27 protein-coding genes and 1 other RNA gene are annotated in these 25861 nt (G+C 64.9%); 13 read left to right on the forward strand and 15 right to left on the reverse strand.

The window, feature by feature from the left end; all coding sequences use genetic code 11:
* Positions 1–8: 8 nt before the first annotated feature.
* Both recN and L8F45_RS02515 read left to right on the forward strand, forming a co-directional pair.
* Positions 9–1682 (forward strand): DNA repair protein RecN, encoded by a 1674-nt coding sequence (recN, locus tag L8F45_RS02510; RefSeq protein ID WP_342361311.1) that lies wholly within the window; start codon positions 9–11, stop codon positions 1680–1682.
* A gap of 72 nt (positions 1683–1754) precedes the next feature.
* Positions 1755–3569, forward strand: a complete 1815-nt coding sequence (locus L8F45_RS02515) for an aminopeptidase P family protein (protein ID WP_342361312.1) — start codon at positions 1755–1757, stop codon at positions 3567–3569.
* Between the two features lie 202 nt (positions 3570–3771).
* Here L8F45_RS02515 and L8F45_RS02520 read toward each other — a convergent pair whose 3' ends face one another.
* The 3 genes from L8F45_RS02520 to ligA form a co-directional block, all read right to left on the reverse strand.
* Complete coding sequence (locus L8F45_RS02520) at positions 3772–4071, reverse strand: AzlD family protein (protein WP_342361313.1); 300 nt, start codon at positions 4069–4071, stop codon at positions 3772–3774.
* A complete protein-coding gene (locus tag L8F45_RS02525) occupies positions 4068–4787 on the reverse strand; it encodes an AzlC family ABC transporter permease (protein WP_342361314.1) in 720 nt (239 codons plus the stop codon). Before L8F45_RS02525 ends, L8F45_RS02520 begins: the two co-directional genes overlap by 4 nt.
* 84 nt (positions 4788–4871) lie before the next feature.
* Positions 4872–7085, reverse strand: a complete 2214-nt coding sequence (gene ligA / locus L8F45_RS02530; protein WP_342361315.1) for an NAD-dependent DNA ligase LigA — start codon at positions 7083–7085, stop codon at positions 4872–4874.
* A gap of 279 nt (positions 7086–7364) precedes the next feature.
* On the opposite strand from ligA, the gene L8F45_RS02535 reads away from it, so the two are divergent.
* Both L8F45_RS02535 and L8F45_RS02540 read left to right on the forward strand, forming a co-directional pair.
* A complete protein-coding gene (locus L8F45_RS02535) occupies positions 7365–7592 on the forward strand; it encodes a hypothetical protein (RefSeq protein ID WP_342361316.1) in 228 nt (75 codons plus the stop codon).
* A 21-nt stretch (positions 7593–7613) separates the two neighbouring features.
* The gene (locus tag L8F45_RS02540; RefSeq protein WP_342361317.1) at positions 7614–7751 is read left to right on the forward strand and encodes a hypothetical protein; all 138 of its coding nucleotides are present in this window, start codon (positions 7614–7616) and stop codon (positions 7749–7751) included.
* A 180-nt stretch (positions 7752–7931) separates the two neighbouring features.
* On the opposite strand, the gene L8F45_RS02545 is transcribed toward L8F45_RS02540, so the two are convergent.
* A complete protein-coding gene (locus L8F45_RS02545; protein ID WP_342363348.1) occupies positions 7932–8879 on the reverse strand; it encodes a 50S ribosomal protein L11 methyltransferase in 948 nt (315 codons plus the stop codon).
* 170 nt (positions 8880–9049) lie between these two features.
* On the opposite strand from L8F45_RS02545, the gene L8F45_RS02550 reads away from it, so the two are divergent.
* Both L8F45_RS02550 and L8F45_RS02555 read left to right on the forward strand, forming a co-directional pair.
* Entirely contained in the window at positions 9050–10021 is a 972-nt protein-coding gene (locus tag L8F45_RS02550) for a Tim44 domain-containing protein (RefSeq protein WP_342361318.1), read from the forward strand.
* A 108-nt stretch (positions 10022–10129) separates the two neighbouring features.
* The gene (locus L8F45_RS02555; protein ID WP_342361319.1) at positions 10130–10354 is read left to right on the forward strand and encodes a hypothetical protein; all 225 of its coding nucleotides are present in this window, start codon (positions 10130–10132) and stop codon (positions 10352–10354) included.
* Between the two features lie 70 nt (positions 10355–10424).
* Here L8F45_RS02555 and L8F45_RS02560 read toward each other — a convergent pair whose 3' ends face one another.
* From L8F45_RS02560 to L8F45_RS02575, 4 genes are all read right to left on the reverse strand, one after another.
* Entirely contained in the window at positions 10425–10658 is a 234-nt protein-coding gene (locus tag L8F45_RS02560) for a YMGG-like glycine zipper-containing protein (RefSeq protein ID WP_342361320.1), read from the reverse strand.
* A 115-nt stretch (positions 10659–10773) separates the two neighbouring features.
* Entirely contained in the window at positions 10774–10917 is a 144-nt protein-coding gene (locus L8F45_RS02565) for a hypothetical protein (protein WP_342361321.1), read from the reverse strand.
* 10 nt (positions 10918–10927) lie between these two features.
* On the reverse strand, positions 10928–11224 hold the full coding sequence (locus tag L8F45_RS02570; RefSeq protein ID WP_342361322.1) for a type II toxin-antitoxin system HicB family antitoxin: 297 nt from the start codon (positions 11222–11224) through the stop codon (positions 10928–10930).
* A gap of 9 nt (positions 11225–11233) precedes the next feature.
* Positions 11234–11422, reverse strand: coding sequence for a type II toxin-antitoxin system HicA family toxin (locus L8F45_RS02575; protein WP_342361323.1), 189 nt, complete (start codon positions 11420–11422; stop codon positions 11234–11236).
* Positions 11423–11799: 377 nt separating this feature from the next.
* On the opposite strand from L8F45_RS02575, the gene L8F45_RS02580 reads away from it, so the two are divergent.
* Positions 11800–12819, forward strand: a complete 1020-nt coding sequence (locus L8F45_RS02580) for a methionine synthase (protein ID WP_342361324.1) — start codon at positions 11800–11802, stop codon at positions 12817–12819.
* A 24-nt stretch (positions 12820–12843) separates the two neighbouring features.
* Here L8F45_RS02580 and L8F45_RS02585 read toward each other — a convergent pair whose 3' ends face one another.
* Entirely contained in the window at positions 12844–15399 is a 2556-nt protein-coding gene (locus tag L8F45_RS02585; RefSeq protein ID WP_342361325.1) for an ATP-dependent helicase, read from the reverse strand.
* 127 nt (positions 15400–15526) lie between these two features.
* Between L8F45_RS02585 and L8F45_RS02590 the strand changes: the two genes are divergently transcribed.
* Entirely contained in the window at positions 15527–16168 is a 642-nt protein-coding gene (locus L8F45_RS02590) for a YitT family protein (protein ID WP_342361326.1), read from the forward strand.
* On the opposite strand, the gene L8F45_RS02595 is transcribed toward L8F45_RS02590, so the two are convergent.
* Positions 16161–16649: a thioesterase family protein gene (locus tag L8F45_RS02595; RefSeq protein WP_342363349.1), complete on the reverse strand. Its 489-nt coding sequence runs from the start codon at positions 16647–16649 to the stop codon at positions 16161–16163. The genes L8F45_RS02590 and L8F45_RS02595 overlap by 8 nt on opposite strands.
* Before the next feature lie 203 nt (positions 16650–16852).
* Here L8F45_RS02595 and L8F45_RS02600 point away from each other — a divergent pair, with 203 nt between their 5' ends.
* Positions 16853–18265 (forward strand): FAD-binding oxidoreductase, encoded by a 1413-nt coding sequence (locus L8F45_RS02600; protein ID WP_342361327.1) that lies wholly within the window; start codon positions 16853–16855, stop codon positions 18263–18265.
* Between the two features lie 120 nt (positions 18266–18385).
* Complete coding sequence (locus L8F45_RS02605) at positions 18386–22111, forward strand: AsmA family protein (RefSeq protein WP_342361328.1); 3726 nt, start codon at positions 18386–18388, stop codon at positions 22109–22111.
* Positions 22112–22117: 6 nt separating this feature from the next.
* On the opposite strand, the gene L8F45_RS02610 is transcribed toward L8F45_RS02605, so the two are convergent.
* From L8F45_RS02610 to ssrA, 4 genes are all read right to left on the reverse strand, one after another.
* Complete coding sequence (locus L8F45_RS02610; protein WP_342361329.1) at positions 22118–22351, reverse strand: ribbon-helix-helix domain-containing protein; 234 nt, start codon at positions 22349–22351, stop codon at positions 22118–22120.
* Entirely contained in the window at positions 22344–22535 is a 192-nt protein-coding gene (locus L8F45_RS02615) for a DUF4169 family protein (RefSeq protein ID WP_342361330.1), read from the reverse strand. The genes L8F45_RS02610 and L8F45_RS02615 overlap by 8 nt, the downstream gene beginning before the upstream one ends.
* 1 nt (position 22536) lies before the next feature.
* Positions 22537–23082, reverse strand: a complete 546-nt coding sequence (locus L8F45_RS02620; RefSeq protein ID WP_342361331.1) for an SspB family protein — start codon at positions 23080–23082, stop codon at positions 22537–22539.
* A 66-nt stretch (positions 23083–23148) separates the two neighbouring features.
* Positions 23149–23502: a transfer-messenger RNA gene (ssrA, locus tag L8F45_RS02625) on the reverse strand.
* Between the two features lie 14 nt (positions 23503–23516).
* Between ssrA and L8F45_RS02630 the strand changes: the two genes are divergently transcribed.
* Positions 23517–23759, forward strand: a complete 243-nt coding sequence (locus L8F45_RS02630; protein WP_342361332.1) for a hypothetical protein — start codon at positions 23517–23519, stop codon at positions 23757–23759.
* 76 nt (positions 23760–23835) lie between these two features.
* On the opposite strand, the gene L8F45_RS02635 is transcribed toward L8F45_RS02630, so the two are convergent.
* A complete protein-coding gene (locus tag L8F45_RS02635) occupies positions 23836–24291 on the reverse strand; it encodes a MarR family winged helix-turn-helix transcriptional regulator (RefSeq protein WP_342361333.1) in 456 nt (151 codons plus the stop codon).
* 131 nt (positions 24292–24422) lie between these two features.
* On the opposite strand from L8F45_RS02635, the gene gstA reads away from it, so the two are divergent.
* Together gstA and L8F45_RS02645 are read left to right on the forward strand one after the other, a co-directional pair.
* Positions 24423–25037 (forward strand): glutathione transferase GstA, encoded by a 615-nt coding sequence (gstA, locus tag L8F45_RS02640; RefSeq protein ID WP_342361334.1) that lies wholly within the window; start codon positions 24423–24425, stop codon positions 25035–25037.
* 200 nt (positions 25038–25237) lie between these two features.
* Complete coding sequence (locus L8F45_RS02645) at positions 25238–25858, forward strand: glutathione S-transferase family protein (RefSeq protein WP_342361335.1); 621 nt, start codon at positions 25238–25240, stop codon at positions 25856–25858.
* The last annotated feature ends 3 nt before the right edge of the window (positions 25859–25861 follow it).

Here is a 25861-nt window from a genome sequence, read left to right on the forward strand (position 1 = left end):
GGGGCGCGATGCTCGTCCAGCTCGCGATCCGCGACATCGTCCTTATCGAGAAGCTTGATCTCGCCTTCGGCGATGGTCTGTCCGTGCTCACCGGCGAAACCGGCGCGGGCAAATCCATCCTGCTCGATTCACTGTCACTGGCGCTCGGCGCGCGCGGCGATGGCGGGCTTGTGCGTCAGGGGCAGTCGCAGGGACAGGTCACCGCGGTCTTCGACCTTGGCGAGAAGCATCCCGTGCGCGCGGCGGCCTCCGCTTATGACGTCGTCATCGATGGCGATCTCATCCTGAAGCGCGTGCAATTCGCCGATGGCCGCACGCGCGCCAGCGTGAATGATCAGCCGGTCAGCGCGCAGGCGCTGCGCGCCATCAGCGCCGGGCTCGTCGAATTGCACGGCCAGCATGATGATCGCGCGCTGGTCGATCCTTCTTCACACCGGCTGCTGCTCGATCAATTCGGCGGACATCTCGCGCTGCGCGACAAGGTGCGCGAGGCGCACAAGAATTTCGCCGATGCGCGCGAGGCGCTGGAATTGCAGCGCGCCAGCGTCGAAGTGGCGCGGCGCGAGGCGGAGTTCCTGCGTCATGCGGTGCAAGAGCTCGACAAGCTCGCGCCGATCCATGGCGAAGAAGCGCTGCTCGCCGCGCGGCGCCAGACCATGATGCAGGCTGAGAAGGTGCGGCAGGAGATCGCCGAAGCGGTCGACTCCGTTGGCGGGCAGGGCTCGCCGATCCCGAATTTGTCGGCATCGATGCGCAGGCTGGAGCGGCGCGCGACGCAGGCGCCGGAACTGATCACTCCTTCGGTGAAGGCGCTCGATGCCGCCTTGCAGGCGCTGGAAGAGGCGCGCGATACGCTCGAACGTGCGCTGCGCGATTGCGATTTCGATCCGCGCGAACTCGAGCTCTCCGAAGAACGATTGTTCGAGCTGCGCGCCGCCGCGCGCAAATATCAGTGCGCGCCCGACGAACTTGCCGCGCGCGCCGAGAAATTCCGCGGCGATGTCGAGCTGATCGATTCCGGCGAGCGCGCGCTTGTCGCGCAGGAGCGCTCCATGGCGGAGGCCGAGGCCGCCTATCTCAACGCCGCTGATGCGCTGAGCGAGGCGCGCAAGAAAGCGGCGGCGAAGCTCGACAAGGCGGTGCGCGCGGAGCTGCCGCCGCTGAAGCTCGAACGCGCATCGTTCACCACCAATGTCGCCGTCGACAAAACACAGCGTGGCCCTGACGGTTATGAGCGCATCGAATTCTGGGTGCAGACCAATCCGGGATCGCGGCCGGGGCCGATGGTGAAGGTGGCGTCGGGCGGAGAGCTCGCGCGCTTCCTGCTCGCCTTGAAAGTGGTGATCGCCGATCGCGGCTCGGCGCCGACTCTCGTGTTCGACGAGATCGACACCGGCGTCGGCGGCGCGGTGGCCGACGCTATCGGCAAGCGGCTCAAGCGGCTTGCTTCATCGGTGCAGGTGCTCTGCGTCACCCATGCGCCGCAGGTGGCGGCGTTGGCCTCGCGCCATTTCCTCATCGCCAAGGAAGGCGCGGCCAAGGGTCAGCGCGTGGCCACACGGGTGTCCGCTTTGGACGAAACCATGCGCCGCGAGGAGATCGCCCGCATGCTCGCCGGCGCGACCATTACCGAAGAAGCGCGCGCCGCGGCGGGACGGTTGCTGCGCGCGCCGTCTGCATAGAGGCGCTGTCTTCATCGCCTTGTTCGGCGCGCCGTCTTGCGCAAATGTGCGGCAAGATGTGAGGCGCATGAGATGAGCAGCCAGTTCCAGTCATTTGAGGACAAGTCCGAAGGCGCGCGCGGGCCCGAACGCGCCGCGCTTCTGCGCGCAGAGTTGAAGCTTCGCGGCGTCGACGGATTCATCGTTCCGCGCGCAGACGAGCATCAGGGCGAATATGTCCCGAAGAATGCGGAAAGGCTCGCCTGGCTCACGGGCTTCACCGGTTCTGCGGGAACCGCTGTCGTGCTGGAGGATAAGGCGGCGATCTTCGTCGACGGGCGCTACACGCTGCAGGCGGCGGAGCAAGTCGACACCAAGACCTTCGCGGTTGTCGCCTCGATGCAGACGACGCCGGAAGCATGGATCGAAAGCAATCTGCCCGAAGGCGCGAAGCTGGGATTCGATCCCTGGCTTGTGACTAGCGACGGCCGCAAGAAGTTTGAACTCGCCGCGAAGAAGGCGGGCGGCAGCGTCGTGGCGCTTGAGCGAAATCCGCTCGACGCGGTGTGGAAAGACAGGCCGCCGGCGCCGCGCGCGCCTGTGTTCGCGCAGGACGCCGCGTTTGCGGGCGAGGACGCCGCGTCGAAACTGAAGCGCGTGCGCGAGGCGCTGGCGAAGGAGCGTTGCGCCGCGCTTGTCGTCTCCGATCCGCATTCGCTGTGCTGGCTGTTCAACATCCGCGGCGGCGACGTCGGGCACACGCCGCTTGCTTTGGGATACGCTGTCGTCGCGAAGGACGAGGCGATCCTGTTTATGGATGCTGGCAAGCTCGACGCATCAATGCGCGGGTCGTTGTCGGCGCAGGCGCGCATCGTCGAACCGTCGGCGCTTGCTGGCGAACTCGCGAAGATCGCGTCGGACGGCGCGAAGATCAGAATCGATTCCGCCAGCGGCGGATCGCAGCTCGCGACCATCGTGGAAAAGGCCGGCGGCGCGGCCGATGTCGGCGCCGATCCCATCGCGCGCATGAAGGCGGCGAAGAATGAGGCGGAACTCTCAGGCGCGCGCGCCGCGCATCTGCGCGACGGCGCGGCGATGACGCGCTTTCTCTCGTGGTTCGACGAGGAAGCGCCGAAGGGCGGGCTGACCGAAATCGGCGCAGCAGAGAAATTGGAAGAGTATCGCCGCGCGACCAACCTGCTGCACGATCTGTCTTTTCCTTCGATTTCCGCTGCTGGGCCGAATGCGGCGCTGCCGCATTATCGCGTCTCGACGAAATCGAATCGCAAGATCGAGCCTGGAATCTTCCTGATCGATTCCGGCGCGCAATATCGCGACGGCACCACCGACATCACGCGCACGGTTTCGGTCGCGGAAGTCACCGACGAAATGAAGGATCGCTATACGCGAGTGCTGAAAGGCCACATCGCGATCGCGACGGTGGTGTTCCCCGAGGGAACATCCGGCGCGCAACTCGATTCGCTGGCGCGGCTTTCGCTCTGGAGTGCGGGCCTCGATTTCGATCACGGCACGGGCCACGGGATCGGTTCGTTCCTGTCGGTGCATGAGGGGCCGCAGCGCCTGTCGAAACTTGGGACAGCGACGCTTGAGCCCGGCATGATCCTCTCGAACGAGCCCGGCTTCTACAAGACGAATGATTACGGCATCCGCATCGAGAATATTCTCGTGGTCGAGCGCCGCGAAATTCCGGGCGGCGACCGCAAGATGCTCGGCTTCGAAACCATCTCGTTCGCGCCGATCGATCTCGCGCTGATCAAGAAGGAATTGCTGACGGCGGACGAGATCGCGTGGCTCAACTCGTATCACGCCCGCACGCGCGAGAAGCTTGCGCCTTTGGTCGATGGGGCAGCGCTTGAGTGGCTGGAGAAAGCGACGCGGGCGATTTGACGCCTCTCCGTCCCCGGTTTCATGAAGTGAGCGAAGCGAACGGAATGAAGACCGGAGCCCAGCGGAAAATGTTCGCGCCGAAGGCGCGGCGTGACAGAATTAATTGAGCGCTCGCTGCGCTCACGAGTCTTCCGCTGGGCCCCGGACACGATTCCGCTTCACTTCGTTCCGCTCCACCGTTCCGGGGACGGGGAGAGCTTCATCAACCAATCAGCCGCAGCAACACGATCGTCACGACGCCGACGCCGACAACACCGAGCAATGGCAGGCGCGTCGCCGCGAGAATGCAGACGACAGCGGCGAGGCTTTCCCGCCAGCCGGTCGCCAGAGCCGTCGGCGCGATCACGGCGACAAGAACCGCGGGGGGTATAGCCTCGAATGCGGATTTCACGCGCGGCGACATCTTCATATTCGCCGGCAGCGCCAGCCCGGCGATGCGCGTGAGGTAGGTCACCACAGCCATGGCGATGATGGCGGCGAGCGTGGTCGGATCGACGCTCATGTCGCGGGCTCCTCGACAAGCTCCGATTCATCCGCGCGGGGATCGAGCGCAGCCGCAGCGATTCCCGCAAGCGCGCCGGCGAGCACGTGCCACGGCGTGCCGATGGTTCGATAGACGATGGCTGATGTGATCGCGGCTGCGGCGATGATTACAGCCGTCGAACGGCCTTTCCAGAACGCGGCGATCAACGCGATGAAGATCGCGGTGAAGGCGAAATCCGCGCCGAGGCGGCGGGGATCGCCGACCAGCGCGCCAAGGCCGGCGCCGATAGCCGTCGAGCCCACCCAGGCGAAGGGCAGCATGAGCGCGACCGCGATCCAGTATTTGAACGAGATCGGCTGCGTCATGGCGCGACGCTCGGCCAGCGCCCAGGCCTCATCGGTCATGAAATACATCGACAGCAATTTGCGCGGCAGCGACACTTTGCCGAGCTTCGGCGCGAGCGATGCGCCCATGAGGATATGGCGCGCATTGATCAGCAGCGTCGAGAAGGCGAGAAGCAGCACCGGCGCCGGCGTCGCCCAGATCTCGAGCGCCGCAAATTGCGCGCCGCCGGCGAAGACGAGCACCGACATCAGAGTCGCTTCGAGAGTCGACAGGCCCTTCGTCGCGGCAAGCGCGCCGAAGACGAGGCCGATCGGCACGCAAGCCACCGCCGCCGGCCAGATGTCGGCGATTCCCTGGCGAAAATCGCGGGAGTCATCGTGGGAATTCATGGACGCCATGCTGCACGGAGATGAGACGGCGTCGACCAACAAAGATTGATCGCCGGCATTGACGGTTGTGAAGTGAGATTCGTCTCAAGCGGCGCCGACGAGCTTCAGCCAACCATCCTCATCCATCACCTGCACGCCGAACTCCGCCGCCTTGGCGAGCTTGGAGCCGGCGCCGGGGCCGGCGACGACGATATCGGTCTTGCGCGAGACCGAGCCCGCCACCTTGGCGCCGAGACGTTCGGCCATCGCCTTGGCTTCATCGCGCGTCATCTTCTCAAGCGATCCGGTGAAGACGACAGTCTTGCCGGCGACCGGCGTTTCGGTCTGCGGTTTCTCCGCGTCCTGAACCTTCAATTCCCTGATGAGATCGTCGATGCGCTTGAGATTGCGCGGCTCGCCGAAATATTTTGCGACAGCTTCGATCACGGTCGGGCCAATCTGGTCGAGCGAGTCCATCTCTTCCTTCGCCGTCTCGTCGCCTTGCGCGACCTTCAGGCAAGCTTCCTCGAAGGCTTTCCACGTTCCATAGGCGCGAGCGAGCACGATCGCGGTGGTCTCGCCGATATGGCGCACGCCGAGCGCATAGATCAGCCGCTCCAGCGAAATGTCGCGACGCTGTTCGATGGCGGCGAAGAGATTACGCGCCGAGGTTTCGCCAAAACCCTCCTTGTCCTTCAGCTTCTTCAGATTCTGCTGATCGCGCTTCGCCAGCGTGAAGATGTCGGCCGGAGCGCGCACGGGAAGGTCTTCATCGCCATAGAAGAATTCGATCTGCTTTTCGCCGAGCCCCTCGATATCGAAAGCGCGACGCGAAACGAAATGGCGGAGATGTTCGACCACCTGATTGGGGCAGGCGAATTCGCCGGTGCAGCGGCGAATGGCCTCGCCTGTTTCCCGCACCGCTTCGCTGTTACAGGCGGGACAGCGCGTCGGAAATTCAAACGGCTTCGAATCCTTCGGGCGATGATCGAGCACGACGCTGACCACCTGCGGGATCACGTCGCCGGCGCGCTGAATGACCACGGTGTCGCCGACGCGGATGTCGACGCCGTCGCGGATCGGCTGGCCGTCGCCGCCGATGCCCTTGATGAAATCCTCATTGTGCAAGGTCGCGTTGCGCACCACGACGCCGCCGACCGTCACAGGTTTCAGCTTCGCCACCGGCGTCAGCGCGCCGGTGCGGCCGACCTGAATGTCGATGCCTTCCATCACGGTCATCGCGCGCTCGGCCGGGAATTTATGCGCCGTCGCCCAGCGCGGCGCGCGGGAGACGAAGCCAAGGCGCCGCTGCAGATCGAGGCGATCGACCTTGTAGACGATGCCGTCGATGTCGTAACCGAGCGACGCGCGTTCGGTTTCTATGCGATGATAGAAGGCGAGCATCTCCTCGATGGTCTCGCAGCGCGTCGTCAGCGGATTGGTCGGCAGGCCCCATTTCGTGAAGGCCGCGATCATACCGCTTTGCGTCTCCGCTGGCATGTCGCTCATCTCGCCCCAGGCGTAGGCGAAGAAACGCAGCGGGCGCGACGCGGTGATCGAGGCGTCGAGCTGGCGCAGCGATCCCGCCGCGGCGTTGCGCGGATTGACAAACTCCTTGTCGCCCGCGGCGCGCTGGCGCGCATTCACCTCGGCGAAATCAGCATGGCCGAAATAGATCTCGCCGCGCACTTCGCAGATGTCAGGGACATCCTTGCCCTTGAGCGTATGAGGGACCGCGCCCTTGCGGTTCGCGATGGTTTTTACATTCGCGGTCACGTCCTCGCCGACCGCGCCATCGCCGCGCGTGGCGGCGGAGATAAGTTCGCCTTTCTCATAACGCAGCGAGCAGGAGAGGCCGTCGATCTTCGGTTCGGCGGTGAAAGCCAGCGGCGCATCAGCGGCGAGGCCGAGGAAGCGGCGCACGCTTTTGACGAAGTCCGACACGTCTTCGTCGGTGAAGGCGTTGTCGAGGGACAGCATCGGCGCGCGATGCCGGATCTTGGCGAATTTCTCCGAAGGCGCGGCGCCGACCTCGTCCGCTGCGACGGATGACAAATTGGGAAACCGGGCGAGGATTTCCTCGTCCTTGCGTCGAAGCGAGTCAAAAACCGCGTCGCTTATCGTTGGAGCATCATGTCCGTGGTAGCGCTGATTATGTTCGGTGATCGCCGCTTGAAGCGCGGCGTTCGCCTGAGCGGCGTCCTTTTCGCTGAGCCGACTCACATCCAGCGCCAACGCCGCCGCGGCGTCCGGATCGAGTCCGGCGACGGCGGATTTGGCGGCGGAGGATGAGGACTTCTTTGCAGGTTTCTTGGCCATGGCGCGCTTCCGTTGCGGCGACTGACCATATTGGAGGCGATTTTCCAAGCGCGCGATCCGGAAAGGTCAGATGTGGCTCAATGGCCGTGCAGGTGGGCGACAGATCGACCAGATTTCGCCTATGTATGCGTCAATTGCGGCTCTGTTTACGCATTCTTAATAAGGCATGCGTAGTGCGCATGCTAATTGTGCATCGCATCATCTCCTTCGCAAGTGCGAACGACTCTATGTTGCTGGGCGAGGCGAAGCGCTTCGCGCGCCGCCGCAATGGAGGATGTCATGAGCGTTCTCACCTTGAATGAATCCCGTCTCGAAGCGCCAGCTTCGAGCCCCGACCGCAAACAAGCCAGCTTCTGGAGCCGAGCGCTGGCCGCCTTGATCGCCAGCCGGCGCATGGAGGCGGAGCGCCAGGTCGCCGCCTATCTCGCCCGCAACGGGCAATTCGCCGCCGGCCGCGCGTCGAAGAACGCCGCCTGGAAGCAGGCCGCGGATGCGCTGCCCTTCTGAATTTTGGAAAGGAACATCGCCATGTTTATCGTCACGCTCATCCACACGCTGCCGCGCCGCGCGCTCAAAGCCGTGCAGATTTGTGCTGAAGTGATCGACGAAGCGCGCGCGCTTCGTCGTCGCACGGCGAAAGAGCATCGCGTCTATTCTGAAGATTAGACTCCAGCCAGAACGGTTGATGTTGGAGTTGGTTGAATTTCGTGGATGGCCGGGCCACGCCCGGCCATGACGCGGAGACATCGAAGCCGTCCGCCAAACGTCTGCGCCGGTCTTTATTCAGTTGTCATGGCCGGGCGTGGCCCGGCCATCCACGACAAACTCAATCGCGCGATCGCCAGATCAGGCGCCGGGATCTCCTGATCGGCGCGGGCGGGGGCCTTTCCCGCCGCGCCTGAGATGCAGCGCGCGCCAGCCTTCAAGCTCGCCCTGCGAAACCAGCGCCAGGCCGCAGGCGCCATAAACCGCGAGCACGCCGGGAGCATCCTTCGGCAGCAGGCCGGAGAGAACGAGATCGCCCTGCGGCGCAAGCGCTTTCGCGATCTCCGTGGCCATACGCTTCAGCGGTCCCGCCAGAATATTCGCGAAGACGAGATCGTAGGGCGCGCCGCGCGTGATGGCGGGATTGCGCAACGCCGGCGCCACCGCCCATGAGATATTCATCGCCGCCGCGTTGAAGCGCGCATTGGCGCGCGCCACCTCGATCGCGATGGGATCGATGTCGGAGGCGACAACGCGACGATTGAGCGCGCGCGCCGCCGCGATCGCCAGCACGCCTGTCCCCGTGCCGACATCGAGCACGCGACGCGGGCGCTTCTGTTTCAAGAGCCGGTCGAAGGCGAGGAGACAGCCGCGCGTGGTGCCGTGATGGCCGGTGCCGAAGGCGAGCGCCGCCTCGATCTCGATCCTGATCCGGTTGGTCTGCTTCACCGCCTTGGCGCGATCATGCGCGCCGTGGATGAGGAAGCGGCCGGCCTCGACCGGCTTCAACCCCTCAAGGCTCTGCGCCACCCAGTCCTTCGCCTCGACATTCTCGAAGGTCGCGGCTTTCGCGGCCTCCTCCCCAGCGGCGGTCGCGATCAGTTCGCGGACCGATTCCTCGTCAGGCGGAAAGGCGAAATAGACGTCGAGCAGCCAGTCGCCTGAGGCCTCGTCCTCGAAGGCGGCGACGCCGGTCTCGTCGGAATCGAAAATCTCGCCCAGCAGTTCAGTCACCGCCCGGGCGGTCGATTCGGTCGTCGTCAGTCGCATCACTGTGGTGACGGTGTGGGGGATCAGGCCTTCGCGCATTGCGGCGCGATAGCATGCCGAAACGGGGAAGGGCAGGGCTCCAGGTGGGCGACGCAACGCGAGCGAAGTGCGGTTTCGCACTTGCATTGTCTCGGGCCTTTCCCACATCTCTCCCGCGGAGGCGCGCGCCCCGATCCCCGGGGACGCTTGCGCCCCTCGATGAGGAACCGATGTTCACCCTTTTGTCCCGTTCGCGCCGCCTGGTCGCCCTGACGCTTCTCGTCGGCGGCATGGGCCTCGCAGCGATGCAGGCGGCCGACGCCCGCGTCGGCGGCGGCAGTTCGTCCGGCAGCCGCGGCTCGCGCACCTTTTCCGCGCCGTCGGCGACCAGCACCGCGCCAAGCTCGGCCCAGCCGATGCAGCGCACGGTCACCCAGCCCGGCGGCCAGGTTGGCCAGCCCTCGATGGCGGCCCGTCCCGCCGCGCCGCAGCCGGCCGCTCCGTCCTTCGGGCGGACGCTGATGCATGGCGTGTTCGCGGGCCTGATCGGCGCCGGCATCTTCGGACTGCTCAGCGGCTCGGGCTTCTTCAGCGGTCTCGGCTCGCTGACCGGCCTGTTCGGCTTCCTGCTGCAGATCGGCCTGCTCGTGCTCGCCTTCGTGGTGATCCGCCGGATGTTCTTCAATCGCGGCGCGCAGCCGGCGATGGCTGGCATGGCGCCGCAGATGGGCAGCCAGCCGCAGCCGAACGCCTATGCGCGCGCGGCTATGGGACCGGCGGGCGGTTCGCAGCCGAACATCGAGATCACCTCGCAGGATTATGACGCGTTCCAGCGCGCATTGACCGTGATCCAGACGGCCTATGGCCGCGAGGATGTCGCGACCCTGCGCATGCAGGCGACGCCCGAGATGGCCGCCTATTTCGAGCAGGATCTCGCCGACAACCGCGCCAAGGGCGTGCTCAACCGCATCGGCGATGTCACGCTCATCAAGGGCGATCTCTCTGAAGCGTGGCAGGAGCCGGATGCGCAATATGCGACGGTCGCGATGCGCTATTCCATCGTCGACGCGACGGTGGAGCGTGGCACGGGCCGCGTGGTGTCAGGCGATCTCAATCGCCCGCAGGAGGTGACGGAGCTCTGGACGTTCCGTCGCGGCCCGCGCGAGGCGTGGAAGCTGTCGGCGATCCAGCAGACGAACTAAAGCCTGCAGCGCAGGCTAAATTGAAAGGGCGGCCTATGGCCGCCCTTTTTGTTTTGCATCGTCCAAATGTCTGTTAGGTTGAACAGCGATTTGAGATTGGAGTCGGGAATGGGCGCGCTGGGCGTTGTTTCGCATCTCTCCCTTAAACGGATCGGGATCGCTGTCATGGATGCGGGGATGACGGCGGCGAGCATCATCGGCCTCATGGTTCTGGCCGAACGGGCGTTCGGCCTTGCGCTCCTCACCGCGCCCTTGCTGCAATTTGCAATGCTCTTTGCAATCGGAACGACGTGGAATGTCTTTCGTCAGCTTCGACGGAGCGAGCGCGCCTGACGGCGCGAGCGAAGCTGCAAATGAAAAGGGCGGCCGAGAGCCGCCCTTTTGCTTGGCGAAGTGGTTTCAATCACGATCCCGCATAATTGCCCTGCGGCTGCACGAGCGCGCCGATCGCCGCGCCGCCGGCCGCGCCAATCGCCGCGCCGACGAGAGCGCCCGGCAAGGTGCCCGTCGAGACTGCGCCGATCGCGGCGCCCGCGCCGCCGCCGATCGCGGCGCCCGCCAGCATGCGGTCGGTGAGAGAACGTCCGCAGCCCGCCAGAGCAAGCGCGACCATCGCGACGCCCATGAATTTCGCCATCGGTTCCCTCTCGTCCGGATCGATTTCCCGCGCCGACAATGCGTGAGAACTCGGAATTGATCAGGGCGAAAGCGGGCGCGATCGATCGAAGTTTAAGGAAGTGGTGAAGAGGGGGTTAACCGCGTTTCATGGCGCGGCAAGCTCGCTCGATGCTTTTGACGATCGACATTTCCGCGTCATGCCCGCGCTTGTCGCGGGCATCCACGTCTTGTTTTGCTGCTTGCAGAAAGGCGTGGATGGCCGGGACAAGCCCGGCCATGACGCGCGGGTTATTCCGCGGCCTCGCTGATCGCCGCCTCGTCGTAGTCGACCGCGGCCACGATATAGTCCTTCAATTCGCCAGCGACCTCCGAGTCGCGCTTCAGCTCTTCGATCGTGCGCGGCGACGGCAGGGCGGCGCCCTCTGATCTGAGCAGAGCGAGATGCGATGCGAGCGCTTCGCGCGCATTCACAAGCGCTTCGTCGAAGGTGTCGCCGGCGGAAAAGCAGCCGGGCACATCGGGGAACCAGACGCCGACGGCGTGATTTGGTCCCGCATCTTCAAGAATGGCGAGGAAATGTCTCATGGCATGATCTTACACCCAGCCGGCCATTTTGGCGATCTTTCGCGCCAGACCGGGGCCGAGGTCTTTCTTTGGATGCGGCACGGTGATGAGTTGCGCGACGCCATCCTTCTTGAAGTGATGATGAGAGCCGTTGATCCGCACGAGACGCCAGCCTTCGGATTGGAGGCGGGCGATGATGTCGCGACTGTTGGTGAGCATGGCGAATCTAACTTTGCGAAAGAAGCGCCATCTATTGATGGTGGAACGGTTAGCTGATCAACAACCTTCTTCATCGCTTGCTGGTTCGCGCACTTGTCAGAATGACAAGGGTGCCTAAACAAATCGGGGCTTTCAATCTCAATGACTTATGTCGCTAAGTATCGACTCGGTTCGCTAGGATTCGCACCCGAGTAATTGGTAAGGCATTGAAACTATAAGCGGTGGTGCGAGTCACGAGAGCTGTGGAAAACTCTCGTCGTGTAACGAAATTCTCCAGCGCTGCCCCCCGTCTTGCCAAAATCACCGGTGACCTTCTCCCCGGTCGACGAAGGCCACGGCGCAGGTCTATGATTCCGCAAAACTCACGGGGGCGCTTCATGTTCGAGACCACGATCGCGGGAAGCTTGCCCAAACCCGCCTGGCTTGCCGAACCTGATATGCTGTGGGCGCCCTGGAAGATGTCGGGCGATGCGCTTGTTCAGGCGAAGCGCGATGCGACGCTCCTCTGGCTGAGGGAACAGGAGGACGCCGGCATCGATATCGTCACCGAAGGCGAACAGTCGCGCCAGCATTTCGTCCATGGCTTTCTTGAATTCGTCGAGGGAATCGATTTCGGCCGCAAAGTCGAAATGGGAATCCGCAACAATCGCTACAAGGCGATGGTGCCGACGGTCACGGGCGAACTCAAACTGAAGGGCAGAGTCCACGCGACGGAAGCGCAACTCGCGCGCGCGCATACGAAGCGCCGATTGAAGTTCACCTTGCCCGGTCCGATGACCATCATCGACACGATCGCGGACCAGCATTATGGCGACAGGGTGAAGATGGCCTTCGCCTTCGCCGACCTGCTCAATCAGGAAGCGCGCGCGCTTGAGAAGGACGGCGTCGACGTCATCCAGTTCGATGAGCCCGCGTTCAATGTTTACATGGACGAAGTTCGGAATTGGGGCATCGAGGCGCTGCATCGCGCGGCCGCCGGCCTCAACTGCAAGACGGCTGTGCATATCTGCTACGGCTATGGCATCAAGGCGAACACCGACTGGAAGGCGACGCTCGGCGCCGAATGGCGACAGTATGAGCTGACCTTTCCGGTCCTCGCGCGAAGCCAGATCAACCAGGTGTCGCTCGAATGCCGCAACTCGCGCGTGCCTGCGAGCCTGATGCAGCTTCTCGATGGCAAGGATGTTCTTGTCGGCGTCATCGATGTCGCGAGCGATGCGGTCGAGACGCCTGACGAAGTCGCCGACGTGATCGGTGAGGCGCTCAAATATGTGCCGAAGGAGCGTCTGTTTCCCTGCACGAATTGCGGCATGGCGCCGATGCGTCGCGACGTGGCGCGCGGGAAGCTTGCAGCGCTGGCGCAGGGCGCGGCGCTCGCGCGGCGGCGTTTCTCCTGAACGGCTGGCGCAGCCGCACGGCGCTCACGCCCCCTCGACGAAATTCTCCAGCACCATCTTCCGTCCGGCCTTGTCGAAATCGACGGTGAGCTTGTTGCCGTCGACGAAGGCCACGGCGCCGGCGCCGAATTTCTGATGGAACACGCGGTCGCCTTCGGAGAAGCGCGACACCGCTCCCGTCGATTTCGCGACCAGCTCGCCTTCGATGGTGCGGCCGCCGATGCGCGGCAGCGCGCCGCCGCCGGTTCTTTTGTCGCCTGATTTCGATCGTGGCGCTTGCGATGAATTATCGTCAGACCAGCGGCCGCCTTCGCGGGACGAACGCCAGCGATCGCGGCGATCCTCGTCTTCATCGTATCCGCGCTGCTGGCCGCTGCTGAAACCCTTGTTCGCCTGCGCGCGCTTCCAGCCCGGCGTCGAATAGGACGAGCCGCCAAAGGATTCCATACGGTCGAAGCGCGAGGCGCCATAGCCGCCATGGGAATAGGTCGTCGGCGCCGTGGTCAGTTCGACATGATCCTCCGGCAATTCGTCGACGAAGCGCGAGGGAATCGTCGAGCTCCACAAACCGTGGATGCGGCGGTTCGAGGCGAACATGATCTTGGCGCGGCGGCGCGCGCGCGTGATGCCGACATAGGCAAGGCGGCGCTCCTCTTCGAGACCGGCGCGGCCATTCTCGTCGAGCGCGCGCTGGTTTGGAAACAACCCTTCCTCCCAGCCAGGCAGAAACACGGTCTCGAATTCCAGCCCCTTCGCGCCATGCAGCGTCATCAGCGTGACGCGATCCTCGCTCTCGCCCTCCGCCGCCTCCATGACCAGCGCGACATGTTCGAGAAAGCCGGCGAGATCGGGGAATTCCTCCATGGAGCGCACCAGCTCCTTGAGGTTTTCGAGACGGCCCGCGGCTTCGGCTGAACGGTCCTTCTGCCACATGTCGGTGTAGCCGGATTCTTCGAGAATAATTTCGGCCAATTGGTGATGCGGGTGGTTCGCCTCCAGCATCTGCGCCCAGCGCGCGAAGTTGCTCATCAAATCGCGCACGGTCGAACGTACTTTCGGCTTCAGCTCGTCTGTTTCGATCAACAGGCGCGCGGCCTGCATGAGCGACACTTTCGACGCGCGCGCATGGACATGAAGCTGCTCGATCGTCGCATCGCCCAACCCGCGCTTCGGCGTGTTGATGATGCGCTCGAAGGCGAGATCGTCATTGATGTTGGCGACGCAGCGCAAATAAGCGAGCGCGTCGCGGACTTCCTTGCGCTCATAGAAGCGCGGCCCGCCGATTACGCGATAGGGGAGACCGAGCGTGATGAAACGCTCCTCGATCTCGCGCATCTGCGCCGAGATGCGCACGAGGATCGCGATGTCGTCGAGCTTGTGCTTGTGGATCTGCTGGAGCGCCTCGATCTCCTCGCCGATCAGCCGCGCCTCTTCCTCGGAATCCCAGGCGCCGCCGACCATCACCTTCAGGCCTGGCTCATCGTCGGTGTGCAAGGTCTTGCCGAGACGGCTTTCGTTGTGCGCGATGAGATGCGAGGCGGTGGCGAGAATATGCCCGGTCGAGCGATAATTCCGCTCAAGGCGGATCACGAGCGCGCCGGGAAAATCGTGCTCGAAGCGCAGGATGTTGTCGACCTCGGCGCCGCGCCAGCCATAGATCGACTGATCATCATCGCCGACGCAGCAGACATTGGTCTGTCCGACCTCGCGGCCCTGCGCCAGCAGGCGCAGCCAGAGATATTGCGCGGTGTTGGTGTCCTGATACTCGTCGACGAGCATGTAGCGGAAGCGCCGCTGATAATTCTGCAGCACGTCCGCATGCTTGCGGAAGATTTTGATGTTGTGCAGCAGCAGGTCGCCGAAATCGCAGGCGTTGAGCGTCGCGAGTCTCGCCTGATAGGCGGAATAGAGTTCGCCGCCGCGGCCATTGGCGAAAGCGGCGGCCTCGCCTGCGGGAACGCCCTCCGGCCCGAGGCCTCTGTTCTTCCAGCCGTCGATCCAGCTTGCGAGCGCTCGCGCCGGCCAGCGCTTCTCGTCGATGTTGGCCGCCGCGATCACCTGCTTCATCAGCCGGACCTGATCGTCGGCGTCGAGAATGGTGAAATCGGATTTGAGATCGGCGAGCTCGGCGTGGCGGCGCAGAATCTTCGCCGCGATGGAGTGGAACGTGCCGAGCCAGGGCATGCCTTCGGCGACCTCGCCGACCAGCGCGCCGATGCGATGCTTCATCTCGCGCGCAGCCTTGTTGGTGAAGGTCACGGCGAGGATGTCGTAGGGCCGCGCTTTTCCCGTGGCGATGATGTGGGCGATGCGCGTCGTGAGAACCCGCGTCTTGCCGGTGCCGGCGCCAGCCAGCACGAGCACCGGCCCGTCCGTCGCCTCGACCGCCTGCCGCTGCTCGGGGTTCAGCCCTTCGAGATAGGTGATGCGCGCCTGCGCCGCGGCGGCGGCCGCGCGCTGTCCGAGCCCGCCCGATTTCGGCGGCGGAGGCGGCGCGGGCCCGCGCGCGGGCGGCTGCGCCCCGGAGCGCGAGGGCGGCCCGAGATCGTCGTCGTCGAAGGCGCTAAGCGGATCTGACATGGTTTGACCGGCGCCGAATCTGGTCGACGCCACGCCCTACATAGGGTCCAGAGGCGGCTGAGCCAAACGGGCCATGATTTTGCGGCGAAGGATTGACGGGAACGCCGCTTGCATGGCGCCACGCAGCATGAGCAGCGACACTCCCGCCACGGCGCTCGACGCGCCTGTCATTCCGCAAAGGCACGCCCTGATCGAAGACGCCATGGCGATCCTGCTGGGGACGGCGCTGGTGGCGCTCGGTATCGGCTTCTACGCCAAGGCGATGCTGCTCACGAGCAGCACGGCCGGCCTGTCGCTCCTGCTGCACTACCTCACGGGCTATTCGTTCGGCGTGATGTTCTTCGCGCTCAACCTGCCTTTCTGGTGGCTGGCGGTGAAGCGCATGGGCTGGGCCTTCGCCGGCAGGACCTTCGCTGCGGTCAGCCTGCTCGCGGTGTTCACGCGCCTGACGCCGCAATGGATCGACATCAGCGGCATCAACGGGCTCTATGCGGCGATCCTCGGCGGCGGGCTTGCGGGCATGGGCATGCTGGCGCTGTTCCGGCACCGCACCGGGCTTGGCGGCATCAACATCCTCGCCCTCTATCTCCAGGAGAATTTCGGGTTCAGGGCCGGCTATTTCCAGCTTGGCGTCGACGCGCTGATCCTGATCGCGGCCCTGTTTATCCTGCCGGCGGACCGCATTCTTCTGTCGATGGTCGGGGCGGCGGTGCTGAACGTGATCGTGGGCGTGAACCACAAGCCCGGGCGCTATCTCGGCGTCAGTTGAACAGCCGCCGCGCCGGCGTTTCCTCGTCCCGCGGGCGCTTGCCCAGAGCGATCACCCGGCCGACATCGGCCGGGCGCGGCATGCGCGCATGCATCGCTTTCATGATCGCGAGATTGGCGAGAATATCGGAGGGGAACGGCGTCACTTTCTTCGTCGCCATGTCGACATGGAGCGACAGGTTCTCGGTCGTCGAGGACACCCAGCCCTCCACCGCATGGCGCAGCATCATGAAATAATGCAGACGTTTTTCATCGAAATCGAGCAACTGCAGGGTCACGCGGACGGCGTCGCCGTTCTTCAATTCGCGGAGATAGCGGATATGGCATTCGGCCGCGAAATAGGAGCAGTGGCGGGCGTCGAGATAGTCCGCGCCGAGGCCCGCCAGCGAGAAGGCTTCCTCGACCGCGCGGTCGAAGAGGACGTGATAATAGGCCATGTTCAGATGGCCGTTATAATCGATCCAAGCCGGCTCCACCCGCATCGTCGAGGAGACGAACGGAGCAAAGAAAAGGACAGGGGCGTCGGTCACACTCATCCGAAGTCCGCTGCGTCCGAGAGCGAAGGCGCATCATGGCCCTTCGCCGAATTCACCCGCGGAGGCGGGCGAAACGCCGTCGCCGATACCGGCGCGACGTGGAATAGTGTAGTCATCCCGCCGCATGCCGCAAGCTGGAATATCTCTGGATGGGTTCTGTGATTGACATGAAGGCCGCGCGTAACGAGAGCGGCGTCGAATCTGTGGTGGCCGCCCTTTCCCGCCAGTTCGGCAATCGCTGCGCGACCGGCGCGGCCGTTCGCGAGCAGCACGGGCACACCCTGACCTGGATCCCGAACCAGCCGCCGGACGCCGTGGTCTATCCGCTCGACGCGCAGGAGATCGCGACGATCGTGAAGCTCTGCGCCGAGCACAGGGTTGCGATCATTCCCTTCGGGACCGGCACCTCGCTCGAAGGCCATGTTAACGCGCCGGCCGGCGGCGTCTCGATCGACACCTCGCTGATGAAGGCCGTGATTTCGGTGCAGCCGGAGGACCTGACCTGCGTCGTCGAGCCCGGCGTCACCCGCAAGCAGCTCAACGAGCATCTGCGCGACACCGGCCTGTTCTTCCCGATCGATCCCGGCGCCGACGCCTCGATCGGCGGCATGGCGGCGACGCGCGCATCCGGCACCAACGCGGTTCGCTACGGCACGATGAAGGACAATGTTCTCGCGCTCGAAGTGGTGCTGCCGAACGGCGAGATCGCGCATACGGCGCAGCGCGCCAAGAAGACCTCGGCCGGCTACGACCTCACGCGCCTGTTCGTGGGCTCGGAGGGCACGCTCGGCGTGATCACCAAGGTGACGCTCAAGCTGCAGGGCATTCCGGAGGCGATTTCCGTCGCGGTCTGCTCCTTCCCCTCGATCAAGGCCGCCTGCGACGCGACCATCATGGCGATCCAGCTCGGCGTGCCGGTGGCGCGCATCGAGCTGCTTGACGAATTGCAGGTGAGGGCCTGCAACCGCCATTCGAAACTGTCATTGCCGGAGAAGCCGCTGCTGCTGCTCGAATTCCATGGCACGACCGCGGGCGTCGCCGAGCAGGCGCAGCGCTTCCGCGAGATCGCGGACGAGAATGGCGGCAGCGATTTCGAGTGGGCGACGAAGCCGGAGGAGCGCACGAAATTGTGGGAGGCGCGGCACAACGCCTATTGGGCGACGATGGAGCTGCGTCCGGGCGCCAAGGGCGTCGCGACCGACGTCTGCGTGCCGATCTCGCGGCTCGCCGAATGCGTCGAGGAGACCAAGCGCGATCTCGACGAGAGCGGCTTGATCGGCCCTGTCGTCGGCCATGTCGGCGACGGCAATTTCCATGTGCAGCCGCTTGTCATGATGGACGACGCCGACGAGGTCGCGCGCCTCGAAGGCTTCCTGGAGCGGTTGGCGAAACGCGCCATCCGTATGGAGGGCACTTGCACCGGCGAACATGGCGTCGGTCAGGGCAAGATGAAATATCTCGAAGCCGAACTGGGTCCGGAGGCTTTGGCGATGATGCGCGCCATCAAGCGCGCCATCGACCCCGATGGAATCATGAATCCTGGCAAGGTCATCGGCATGTGACGCTGCGCGACGCCGCTTAACCATGTCGGCCGGCGCGAATTTGATGGCGCGCCAGTCATATCCGCGCCTCGAAATTGAGTAGAGTGCGGCGGGAGTCGAGAAGAAGGGCAAGCTGACGCTGTGCGCGACCTGCTGACGGGCCTCGCTATTGTCGTGATTCTGGCGCTGTCGGCAGCGATGGCCGCGCCCTGGTTCGTCAACTGGAACGCTTGGCGGCCCCAGATCGAGGAGCGCCTGACCACGGCGCTCGGGCGCGACGTCCATATCTCCGGCGACATCGCGATCACGCTTCTGCCGCAGCCGCGTTTCGTCGCGCGCGGCGTCTCGGTCGCGGGCGCGCAAGCGCCTGCGTCGCTCACGGCTGACACGGTCGAGATCGAGCTGGGGCTGACGGCGCTCGCGACCGGCCAGTTGCGCATCACCGACGGGCTGGTCGAGAAGCCGGTGCTCGTCTGGCGCGAAGCTGGCGTCTTGCCATCCGCCGTATCGCCGCCGGCGCCAGATCATGCCAGGCCTTTCTCGATCGAGCGCCTGTCGCTGCGCGGCGGCGAATTGCTTGTGCTTGCGAGCAACGGCCGCCCGCAATTCAGCGCGCGCGGCGATCTCGATATCGAGGCCGCCTCGATCGCCGGCCCGTGGAAGGCGCAGGGCCGCGCCGATCTCGGCGGCAAAATGTACGATGTGCGCTGGAGCAGCGGCGTCATGAGCGAGGACGGCAAGGCCGCTGTGAAATTCGGCGTGCAGGCCGCAGGGCTCGCTTTCATTCTCGACGCCGATGGCTCGTTGCTGGTCGACCGACAGGCCTGGAGAACGCCGCCGCGCTTCGAGGGCCGGCTCTCGGCGTCAGGCGTCGCGCCATGGCCCTTCGGCAAGGGCGCCGGTCCGCAGCCCTGGCGCGTCGTCGCCAACGGAACCGCTGATTTCAAGCAATTCATCGCGCGCGATCTCGACATCGAAGCGGGCCCGCAGGACGCCGGAATCAAGGCGGAGGGCGACGGCACGCTGAGCTTCTCAGGCCTGATGTCGGCCCGCGCCGCGATCAAGGCGCGCACGCTCGACCTCGACAAGATGACGGCGGTCGATCCCGGGCAGGATGCGCCGGCGCTGCCGATGGAGAACGCCGCCGAGACCGAAAAACTTCTGGCTGCGATCCCGTTTCCGATCTCGCTCGAAGCCACGGTGGAGCGCGCCTATGCGCGCGGCGAATCATTCGGGCCGGTGAATGTCGTGGCGCAGCTCGATCAGGGCGCGATCGCCGTCGATCGCGCCGACGCGCAGATGCCCGGCGGTGTGAAGGCGACGGCGTCGGGCCGCGCCTGGATCGATTCGGAGCCGGCGTTCGAAGCGTCGATCAGCCTGTCATCAAGCGCTCCGGCGAAAGCATGGTCGTGGGTATCAGGAGCGCCGCTCGAATCTGTGAAGAATCCGCGCTTCGCGCGCGCCGCGAACGCCTCAGCCTCCGGACGATTGCGCTGGCGGCCGGGCCGCATCGCGATCGATGACGCGACGATCGCGCTTGATGGCGCGCAGGCGCGCATCAGCGCGCAGCGCCGTTTCGCATCGGAGGGCGATCCCGGGCGCATCGGCCTCGATATTCGCGCCGACAAATTCGATCTCGATCTGATGCCGCCGCTCAATGCGCTGACGGCTGCCGACGGTCCCGACGTCAATCTGACAATCGCGGCGAAAGATGTGATGTCGCAGACGCTCGGCGTCTCGCTCGGCGCGCTCGATGTCGATGCGAAGCAGCAATCGGGCGTGCTGACGGTTTCAAAATTGTCGCTGCGCCAGACCGGATTTTCCCTGACCGGCGACGGAGTCGTGAAAAACGGCGTTGGACGCGTCACGGCGGAGCTTGTCGCCGACAATCTTCAGCCGCTGGCGTCGGCGTTGCAGCGCGCGCTGCCCGGCAAGGCGTCCGACGCGCTCGCGTCGCGCGCGGCGCTTCTGTCGCCGGCGCGCCTCAGCGCTTCGGTGCAGCCTTCGCGCGACGGCAAGACGTGGCTCGCGCGCATCGTCGGCGCGGCGGGCGAAACCAGGATCGACGCGCTCGCCGAAGCGCGCGCCGGCGCCGAAGGACAGGCGGCGGTGAATGTGGAGTCGCTGCGCGTCAACGCGGAAGCCGCGGATGCGGGCCGTCTCATCCGCCTGCTCGGGCGCGACGCGGCGCCTTCGACGCAGCCCGGCTCGTTCGCGCTCGCTATCATGGGATCGGCCGACAAGGCGACGAGCTTCACGCTCAACGCTGCAATCGCGGGCGCTTCGATCGAGGCGTCGGGACAGGCGTCCGATGCGATGACGCAGGCGGTCGCGGGGCGCGTGCGATTGAATGCGGGCGATATCGGGCCGGCGCTGAAACTGCTGGGACTGCCCGCGGCCGCGACGCCGCAGCCGGCCTGGCTCGAAAGTCCGCTCGAGATTGGCGCCGGCGGTTTGAGCTTGCCGCAACTTGCGGGCGCCGTCGGCGGCAAGCGCATTTCATCGGCGGCGCTGCAGATCTCGCTCTCTGATGAGCCGCGCGCTACGGGCCGCATCGAATTCAGCGATCTCTCGCTCGCCGAATTGTCTGGCCTTGTACTTGGCGTCGATCCGTCCGCTGCGACGACGGGCTTCTGGTCATCAACGCGCTTTCCTTCCTTCGCCGGTTGGCCTGCGCCGTTCGATCTCGACATTCGCGCGCCGCGGCTTGCGCTGGGCGCGGGATGGAGCGCTGCGAATGCGTCGCTGCGTCTCGTCAGCCGCAATGACGGGCTCAGGCTTGAGAGTGCGAGCGCCGATTTCGCCGGCGGGCAGATCACGGCGAATGGCGCGATCCGGCGCGATGGCGGGCTTGCCGCTGTCACGGGACGGCTTGATCTGCGCAATGTCGATCTCACGACGCTCGGCGCGAGCGGCGGCTTTGCTGGCAAGGCTGATCTCGCGCTCGATCTCGCCGGCAATGGCGATGCGCTGTCGCGCGTCGTTGCGAATCTCGGCGGCGCCGGCTCCGCGACGTTGCGCGGCGCGACATTGCCGCGCCTCGATGTCGCCGCGCCTTCGCGCGTTAGCGCGTTGCAGGCGAAGCGCGAAGGTTTGCCTTCGCTCGACGCCGTCACGCCGCTCGTCGAACAGGAAATGGCGCGCGCGCCGCTTGTCATCGACACGCTTTCCGCGCCGCTCACCGTGGCGAATGGCGCGATGCGTTTCGGGCCGGCGCGCGCCGAGACGACATCCGCAATCGTGACGGGATCGGCGCAGATCGATTTGCGTTCGCTGACGCTCGATGCGCGCGGCGTCGTCGGTGCGCGGGCGCAGGACGCGGCGCAGACGCCGGAGATCGGCGTCGCCTATTCCGGTCCGCTCGCGGCGCCGCGGCGCATGCTCGACGTCAGCGCGCTGTTCGGCGACCTCACGCAGAAGGCGGCGGCGCGCGAGGCCGAGCGCATCGATACGCTGGAGCAGGACGCGCGCGAGCGCGCCGCGTTCAACAGGCGCCTGCGCGCCGAACGTCAGCGCGTCGAGGCAGAGCGGCAGCGCGTCGAGGCCGAGCGCGCCGAAGCCGAGCGCCAGCGTGTCGAAGCCGAGAAGCAACGCGTCGCTGCAGAGCGGGCTGAACGTCAGCGCGTCGAGGCGGAAAGACAGAAGCTCGAAGCTGAGCGCCTCGAAGCCTTGCAACGCGCTGAACGTCAGCGATTCGAAGCCGAGCGCCTTGCCGCGCAACAACGCGCCGAGCGTATGCGGCAGCTCGAAGTCGAACGCCTCGCCGCTCAACGGGCCGAGGCCGAGAGGCAGCGCCTCGAAGCCGAACGTCTTGCCGCGCCACCGCCTGCCGTTGTTCCGCCTGCGGCGCCTGCGCCCGCGCCATAACGATCTTCAGGCGCGCTTCGCCTGCAGCATACGCAGCACATGCAATCGCAAGGCGGATGAAAGCCCGACGCCCTTGCGCTCGCCATCGATGCGCGCGACGAGCGCTGCGAGGCTGACGCCGTCCTGCGTCGCGATGTCCTTCAGCGCGCGCCAGAACGGCTCTTCAAGCGAGATGCTGGTGCGATGTCCGGCGATCGACAGCGAGCGCTTGACGTTGCGCGCGTCGAGAGCGTCATTCATCCGTCGACGGCGCGTCGCGCTTGTGCCCGTCGAGAGCCAAGTGACGCTGGGCTTCCTTCTTCTCGGCCGTCTCGCGCTCGGCTTTCGTGCGGCCGAATTTCACGCGGTTTTCCGCCGCGGTTTTCTCCGCGTCAGAGCGCGCCTTGTCCTTGCGCGCGCGCCTGAAATTGATGACCTCGCCCATCTCAGGGTTTCTTGCGGAACGCGTCGAGCGAAACGACTTTCGGCCCTTCGCCCGGCGCCTCTTCCGCAACGGCGTCTTCGGCCTTGGCGTCGGCGGGTTTCTTCGGCGCTTTCGCCGGGGCCGTGACCAGCGACTTTTCGGACTTCTTCGCGGGCGTCGTCGCCGGCGCGGCGGAAGCGGTCGCCTCGCCTTCCTCGGCCTCGAACTTCAGACCGAACTGCACCGAGGGATCGAAAAAGCCGATGACGGAGTCGTAGGGGACGACGAGTTGTTCATGCACGTTCTTGAAGGAGAGCACGACCTCGAAGCCATGCTCATGCACCTTCAGATCCCAGAACTGATGCTGAAGAACGATGGTCATCTCTTCCGGATATTGCTCGCGCAGCCGGTTGGAGATGCGCACGCCGGTGTGCTGCGTCTTGAACGAGATGTAGAGGTGATGCTCGCCGGGAAGGCCGTAGCGTGAAATATCCGACAGCACGCGGCGCACGACGCCGCGCAGCGCCTCCTGCACCATCAGATCATAACGAATAAGGTCGGTGGCCATTTCAATCCAGGCGGACGATTCCCGGAGAGGCTAATGCAGCCGGGCGCGGAGCGAAAGTGCGGGGAAGGTGGAGGCTTCTGTTGCCAGGCGCCTCCGAGCCCCGCCTTACGCCGCTAAGCGCAAGGACTTAAGATCCGTTTTGGGGACCGCTTACGCAGCCACCGCGACGGGAGCATAGTTGTCATTCGCAACTATAGGTTTGACCCGATAACGGCGGTATCATGCCGGGCAAAAGAACACCCTTTACGCCCTCGTCGATCCTGTTTCGCCCCCATCACCAGACATCCGCGGATGGCTCGTGGTGGAGGCGCCGGGTACCGCCCCCGGGTCCGAAAGGTTTATTACGGTGACCGTTTATCGCCATAGCCGTCTTGCGACGGCAAAACTGATATAGGGCCTTGCAGCCGCAAAATCAAAGGGAGGAGCGACCGGACATGAAGCTTCCCTTTTTCGCAGCCGCTCCTGCGGCGATGACCGACTACAGCGGAATGACGGTCAATGAGCGCCTCGTCATTTCCGGTCAGATCGACCTGTGGGACGCGGCCGTTCTCGCTGGCGACAAAGCGAGAATGATCGAGATTCTCGTGAAAACCCACCTGACGCAAAGCCAGGCCGAGGAGACAGCCGCGGCGGTTCTCGCCGATCCCGAAAGATACGGATTTCCGCCGCGCGCGTGAGGCGGAAATGTCGCGCGAGGAATCCGGTCGTCTCGCGCCGCGCGATCGATGTCGATTGGCCCTAACTCTTCGCTGATCAGACTGTCGCCGGCGCAGGCTTGCCGATGCGATCGAGAAGATTGGCGAGATCGGCCGCGCTGACGTCGCAGAGATTGCCGCCGAGATGTCGTTCGATCGAGGCGTGATAGGCCGGCCAGATTGATTTGAGCGCTTCATCGCCCGTCTCGGTCAGTCGGGCGTGATGGCCACGGCCGTCGCCGGGGCAGGGCTCGCGCAGGATGAGCCCGCTCTTCTCCATCCGGTCGAGCAGGCGCGACGCGGTATATTGCGGCAGCTCCAGCTTGCGCTCGAGTTCGACCGGGCGCAGGCGGCGCCCGGGCTCCAGCGACAGCAGGATCAACACCTGACAGACGTCGAGCGGCGGCTGGCCGCCCGCTTTCAGATCGGCCGACACCGCGTCGAGCAGCCGCCGGCGGGCCATGAGCAGGCTCTGCCAGGTGCGCATCACCGATTCGCGACAATCAGGCGTCATGGTCGCAATCTAGACAATTCCCGAGGTTGACGGTTCCATGCAAATGCATCTAGTTGGATGCGCGTGCATGATATGGCGATCCCAACGCCAGCCGCAACCAGCGCCCGCCGATAACCCAAGGAGGAGACCTCATGAAGCTCTATTTCACTCCCGGTGCCTGCTCGCTTTCGCCCCATATCGTGCTGCACGAGGCGGGCGCCGCGCACGAACTTGTGAGGGTCGACCTCAAGACCAAGAAGACGGAAGCCGGCGACGATTATCTCGCGATCAATCCCAAGGGCCAGGTGCCAGCCTTGGCGCTCGATAACGGCGCGGTGCTGACCGAGGGGCCGGCGATCGTCCAATATATCGCCGACAAAAAGCCCGAGGCGAAGCTTGCGCCGGCCAATGGCTCGACCGAGCGCTACCGGCTGCAGGAGTGGCTCAACTATCTCACCTCGGAGATCCACAAGAGCTTCTCGCCCCTGTTCGGCGCCGACACGCCGGCGGAATTCAAGACGATCGCGACGAACAAGCTCAACAAGCAGTTCGCTTTCCTCGACAAGAAGCTCGCCGGCGACGGCTATCTCACGGGCAAGGATTTCTCGGTGGCGGATGCCTATCTCTTCACCCTCACCAACTGGGCGAAGCCGGTCGCGATCGATCTCGCGCCTTATCCGAATCTCGTCGCCTATCGCGAGCGCGTTGCTGCGCGCCCGGCGGTGCAGGCGGCGATGATGGATGAGGGCCTGATCAAGAAGGCCTGATCAGGAGGCGGCGAGCTCTGCGCATCAACTCCTTGCGGCGCGGCGCGCCTCGACTATCGTCGCGCCGCATTCGGAGTATGGCGCGAAAAAGCGGGAACCGGTTTTTCGCGAGAGCCATGCTCCAAACCGTGAGAATCGATCACGCTTTCGCCCTTTGATTGTTTCAATCAAAGGGCGGCGTGATCTCGGAGGGGTTGTTGATGTCGGTCACCATTCACGGCACGGCGAAGTCGCGCGCGGTCCGCAATATCTGGATGGCGGAGGAGCTCGGGCTCGCCTACGCCCATGATCCCGTCGATTTCCGCGATGGCGGTTCGATGAAGCCGGACTATCTCGCGCTCAACGATATGGGCCAGGTGCCGGCCATGAGCGACGAAGGCGTCGTGCTGACAGAATCGCTCGCCATCAATCTCTATCTCGCGAAGAAGCATGGCGGGCCGCTCGGGCCGCGCGATCTTATCGAAGACGCGTTGATGACGAAATGGACGCTCTTCGCTGCGACGCAGGTCGAAGGTCCCGGCATCGTCTGCCTGCAGCACGCGCTGATGCTGCCGGAGGACAAGCGCGACGCGAAGCTGCTCGACGAGACGATCGCGAAATCGGCGCGCGCGTTCAAGCATCTCGACCGCGCGCTCGAGAAGGGCGGCGGCTGGCTGGTCGGCGGGCGCTTCACCGCCGCCGACATCAATGTCGCGATGTGCGTGTTCTATTTCCGCGGCAGGCCTGACGTCGTCGCGAGCTATCCCCATGTCGCGACTTGGTGGGCGGATGTGACGGGGCGCCCCGCCTACAAGAAGGCGATGGCGCTGCGCGGAGATTGATCC

This window comes from Terrirubrum flagellatum, from assembly GCF_022059845.1.
Classification (GTDB): Bacteria; Pseudomonadota; Alphaproteobacteria; order Rhizobiales; family Beijerinckiaceae; genus Terrirubrum; species Terrirubrum flagellatum.

Excerpts from the sequence above, each read along its gene's own strand:
- gstA (WP_342361334.1), top strand. The coding sequence starts at position 24,423 with ATGAAGCTCTATTTCACTCCCGGTGCCTGCTCGCTTTCGCCCCATATC.
- L8F45_RS02515 (WP_342361312.1), top strand. The coding sequence starts at position 1,755 with ATGAGCAGCCAGTTCCAGTCATTTGAGGACAAGTCCGAAGGCGCGCGC.
- recN (WP_342361311.1), top strand. The coding sequence starts at position 9 with ATGCTCGTCCAGCTCGCGATCCGCGACATCGTCCTTATCGAGAAGCTT.
- L8F45_RS02595 (WP_342363349.1), bottom strand. The coding sequence starts at position 16,649 with ATGCGGGTGGAGCCGGCTTGGATCGATTATAACGGCCATCTGAACATG.
- L8F45_RS02600 (WP_342361327.1), top strand. The coding sequence starts at position 16,853 with ATGGGTTCTGTGATTGACATGAAGGCCGCGCGTAACGAGAGCGGCGTC.
- L8F45_RS02550 (WP_342361318.1), top strand. The coding sequence starts at position 9,050 with ATGTTCACCCTTTTGTCCCGTTCGCGCCGCCTGGTCGCCCTGACGCTT.
- L8F45_RS02565 (WP_342361321.1), bottom strand. The coding sequence starts at position 10,917 with ATGGCCGGGCTTGTCCCGGCCATCCACGCCTTTCTGCAAGCAGCAAAA.
- L8F45_RS02520 (WP_342361313.1), bottom strand. The coding sequence starts at position 4,071 with ATGAGCGTCGATCCGACCACGCTCGCCGCCATCATCGCCATGGCTGTG.
- L8F45_RS02560 (WP_342361320.1), bottom strand. The coding sequence starts at position 10,658 with ATGGCGAAATTCATGGGCGTCGCGATGGTCGCGCTTGCTCTGGCGGGC.
- L8F45_RS02645 (WP_342361335.1), top strand. The coding sequence starts at position 25,238 with ATGTCGGTCACCATTCACGGCACGGCGAAGTCGCGCGCGGTCCGCAAT.
- L8F45_RS02630 (WP_342361332.1), top strand. The coding sequence starts at position 23,517 with ATGAAGCTTCCCTTTTTCGCAGCCGCTCCTGCGGCGATGACCGACTAC.
- L8F45_RS02590 (WP_342361326.1), top strand. The coding sequence starts at position 15,527 with ATGAGCAGCGACACTCCCGCCACGGCGCTCGACGCGCCTGTCATTCCG.
- L8F45_RS02585 (WP_342361325.1), bottom strand. The coding sequence starts at position 15,399 with ATGTCAGATCCGCTTAGCGCCTTCGACGACGACGATCTCGGGCCGCCC.
- L8F45_RS02610 (WP_342361329.1), bottom strand. The coding sequence starts at position 22,351 with ATGAATGACGCTCTCGACGCGCGCAACGTCAAGCGCTCGCTGTCGATC.
- L8F45_RS02540 (WP_342361317.1), top strand. The coding sequence starts at position 7,614 with ATGTTTATCGTCACGCTCATCCACACGCTGCCGCGCCGCGCGCTCAAA.
- L8F45_RS02545 (WP_342363348.1), bottom strand. The coding sequence starts at position 8,879 with ATGCGCGAAGGCCTGATCCCCCACACCGTCACCACAGTGATGCGACTG.
- L8F45_RS02535 (WP_342361316.1), top strand. The coding sequence starts at position 7,365 with ATGAGCGTTCTCACCTTGAATGAATCCCGTCTCGAAGCGCCAGCTTCG.
- L8F45_RS02575 (WP_342361323.1), bottom strand. The coding sequence starts at position 11,422 with ATGCTCACCAACAGTCGCGACATCATCGCCCGCCTCCAATCCGAAGGC.
- L8F45_RS02615 (WP_342361330.1), bottom strand. The coding sequence starts at position 22,535 with ATGGGCGAGGTCATCAATTTCAGGCGCGCGCGCAAGGACAAGGCGCGC.
- L8F45_RS02570 (WP_342361322.1), bottom strand. The coding sequence starts at position 11,224 with ATGAGACATTTCCTCGCCATTCTTGAAGATGCGGGACCAAATCACGCC.
- L8F45_RS02635 (WP_342361333.1), bottom strand. The coding sequence starts at position 24,291 with ATGACGCCTGATTGTCGCGAATCGGTGATGCGCACCTGGCAGAGCCTG.
- L8F45_RS02580 (WP_342361324.1), top strand. The coding sequence starts at position 11,800 with ATGTTCGAGACCACGATCGCGGGAAGCTTGCCCAAACCCGCCTGGCTT.
- ligA (WP_342361315.1), bottom strand. The coding sequence starts at position 7,085 with ATGGCCAAGAAACCTGCAAAGAAGTCCTCATCCTCCGCCGCCAAATCC.
- L8F45_RS02620 (WP_342361331.1), bottom strand. The coding sequence starts at position 23,082 with ATGGCCACCGACCTTATTCGTTATGATCTGATGGTGCAGGAGGCGCTG.
- L8F45_RS02525 (WP_342361314.1), bottom strand. The coding sequence starts at position 4,787 with ATGAATTCCCACGATGACTCCCGCGATTTTCGCCAGGGAATCGCCGAC.
- L8F45_RS02555 (WP_342361319.1), top strand. The coding sequence starts at position 10,130 with ATGGGCGCGCTGGGCGTTGTTTCGCATCTCTCCCTTAAACGGATCGGG.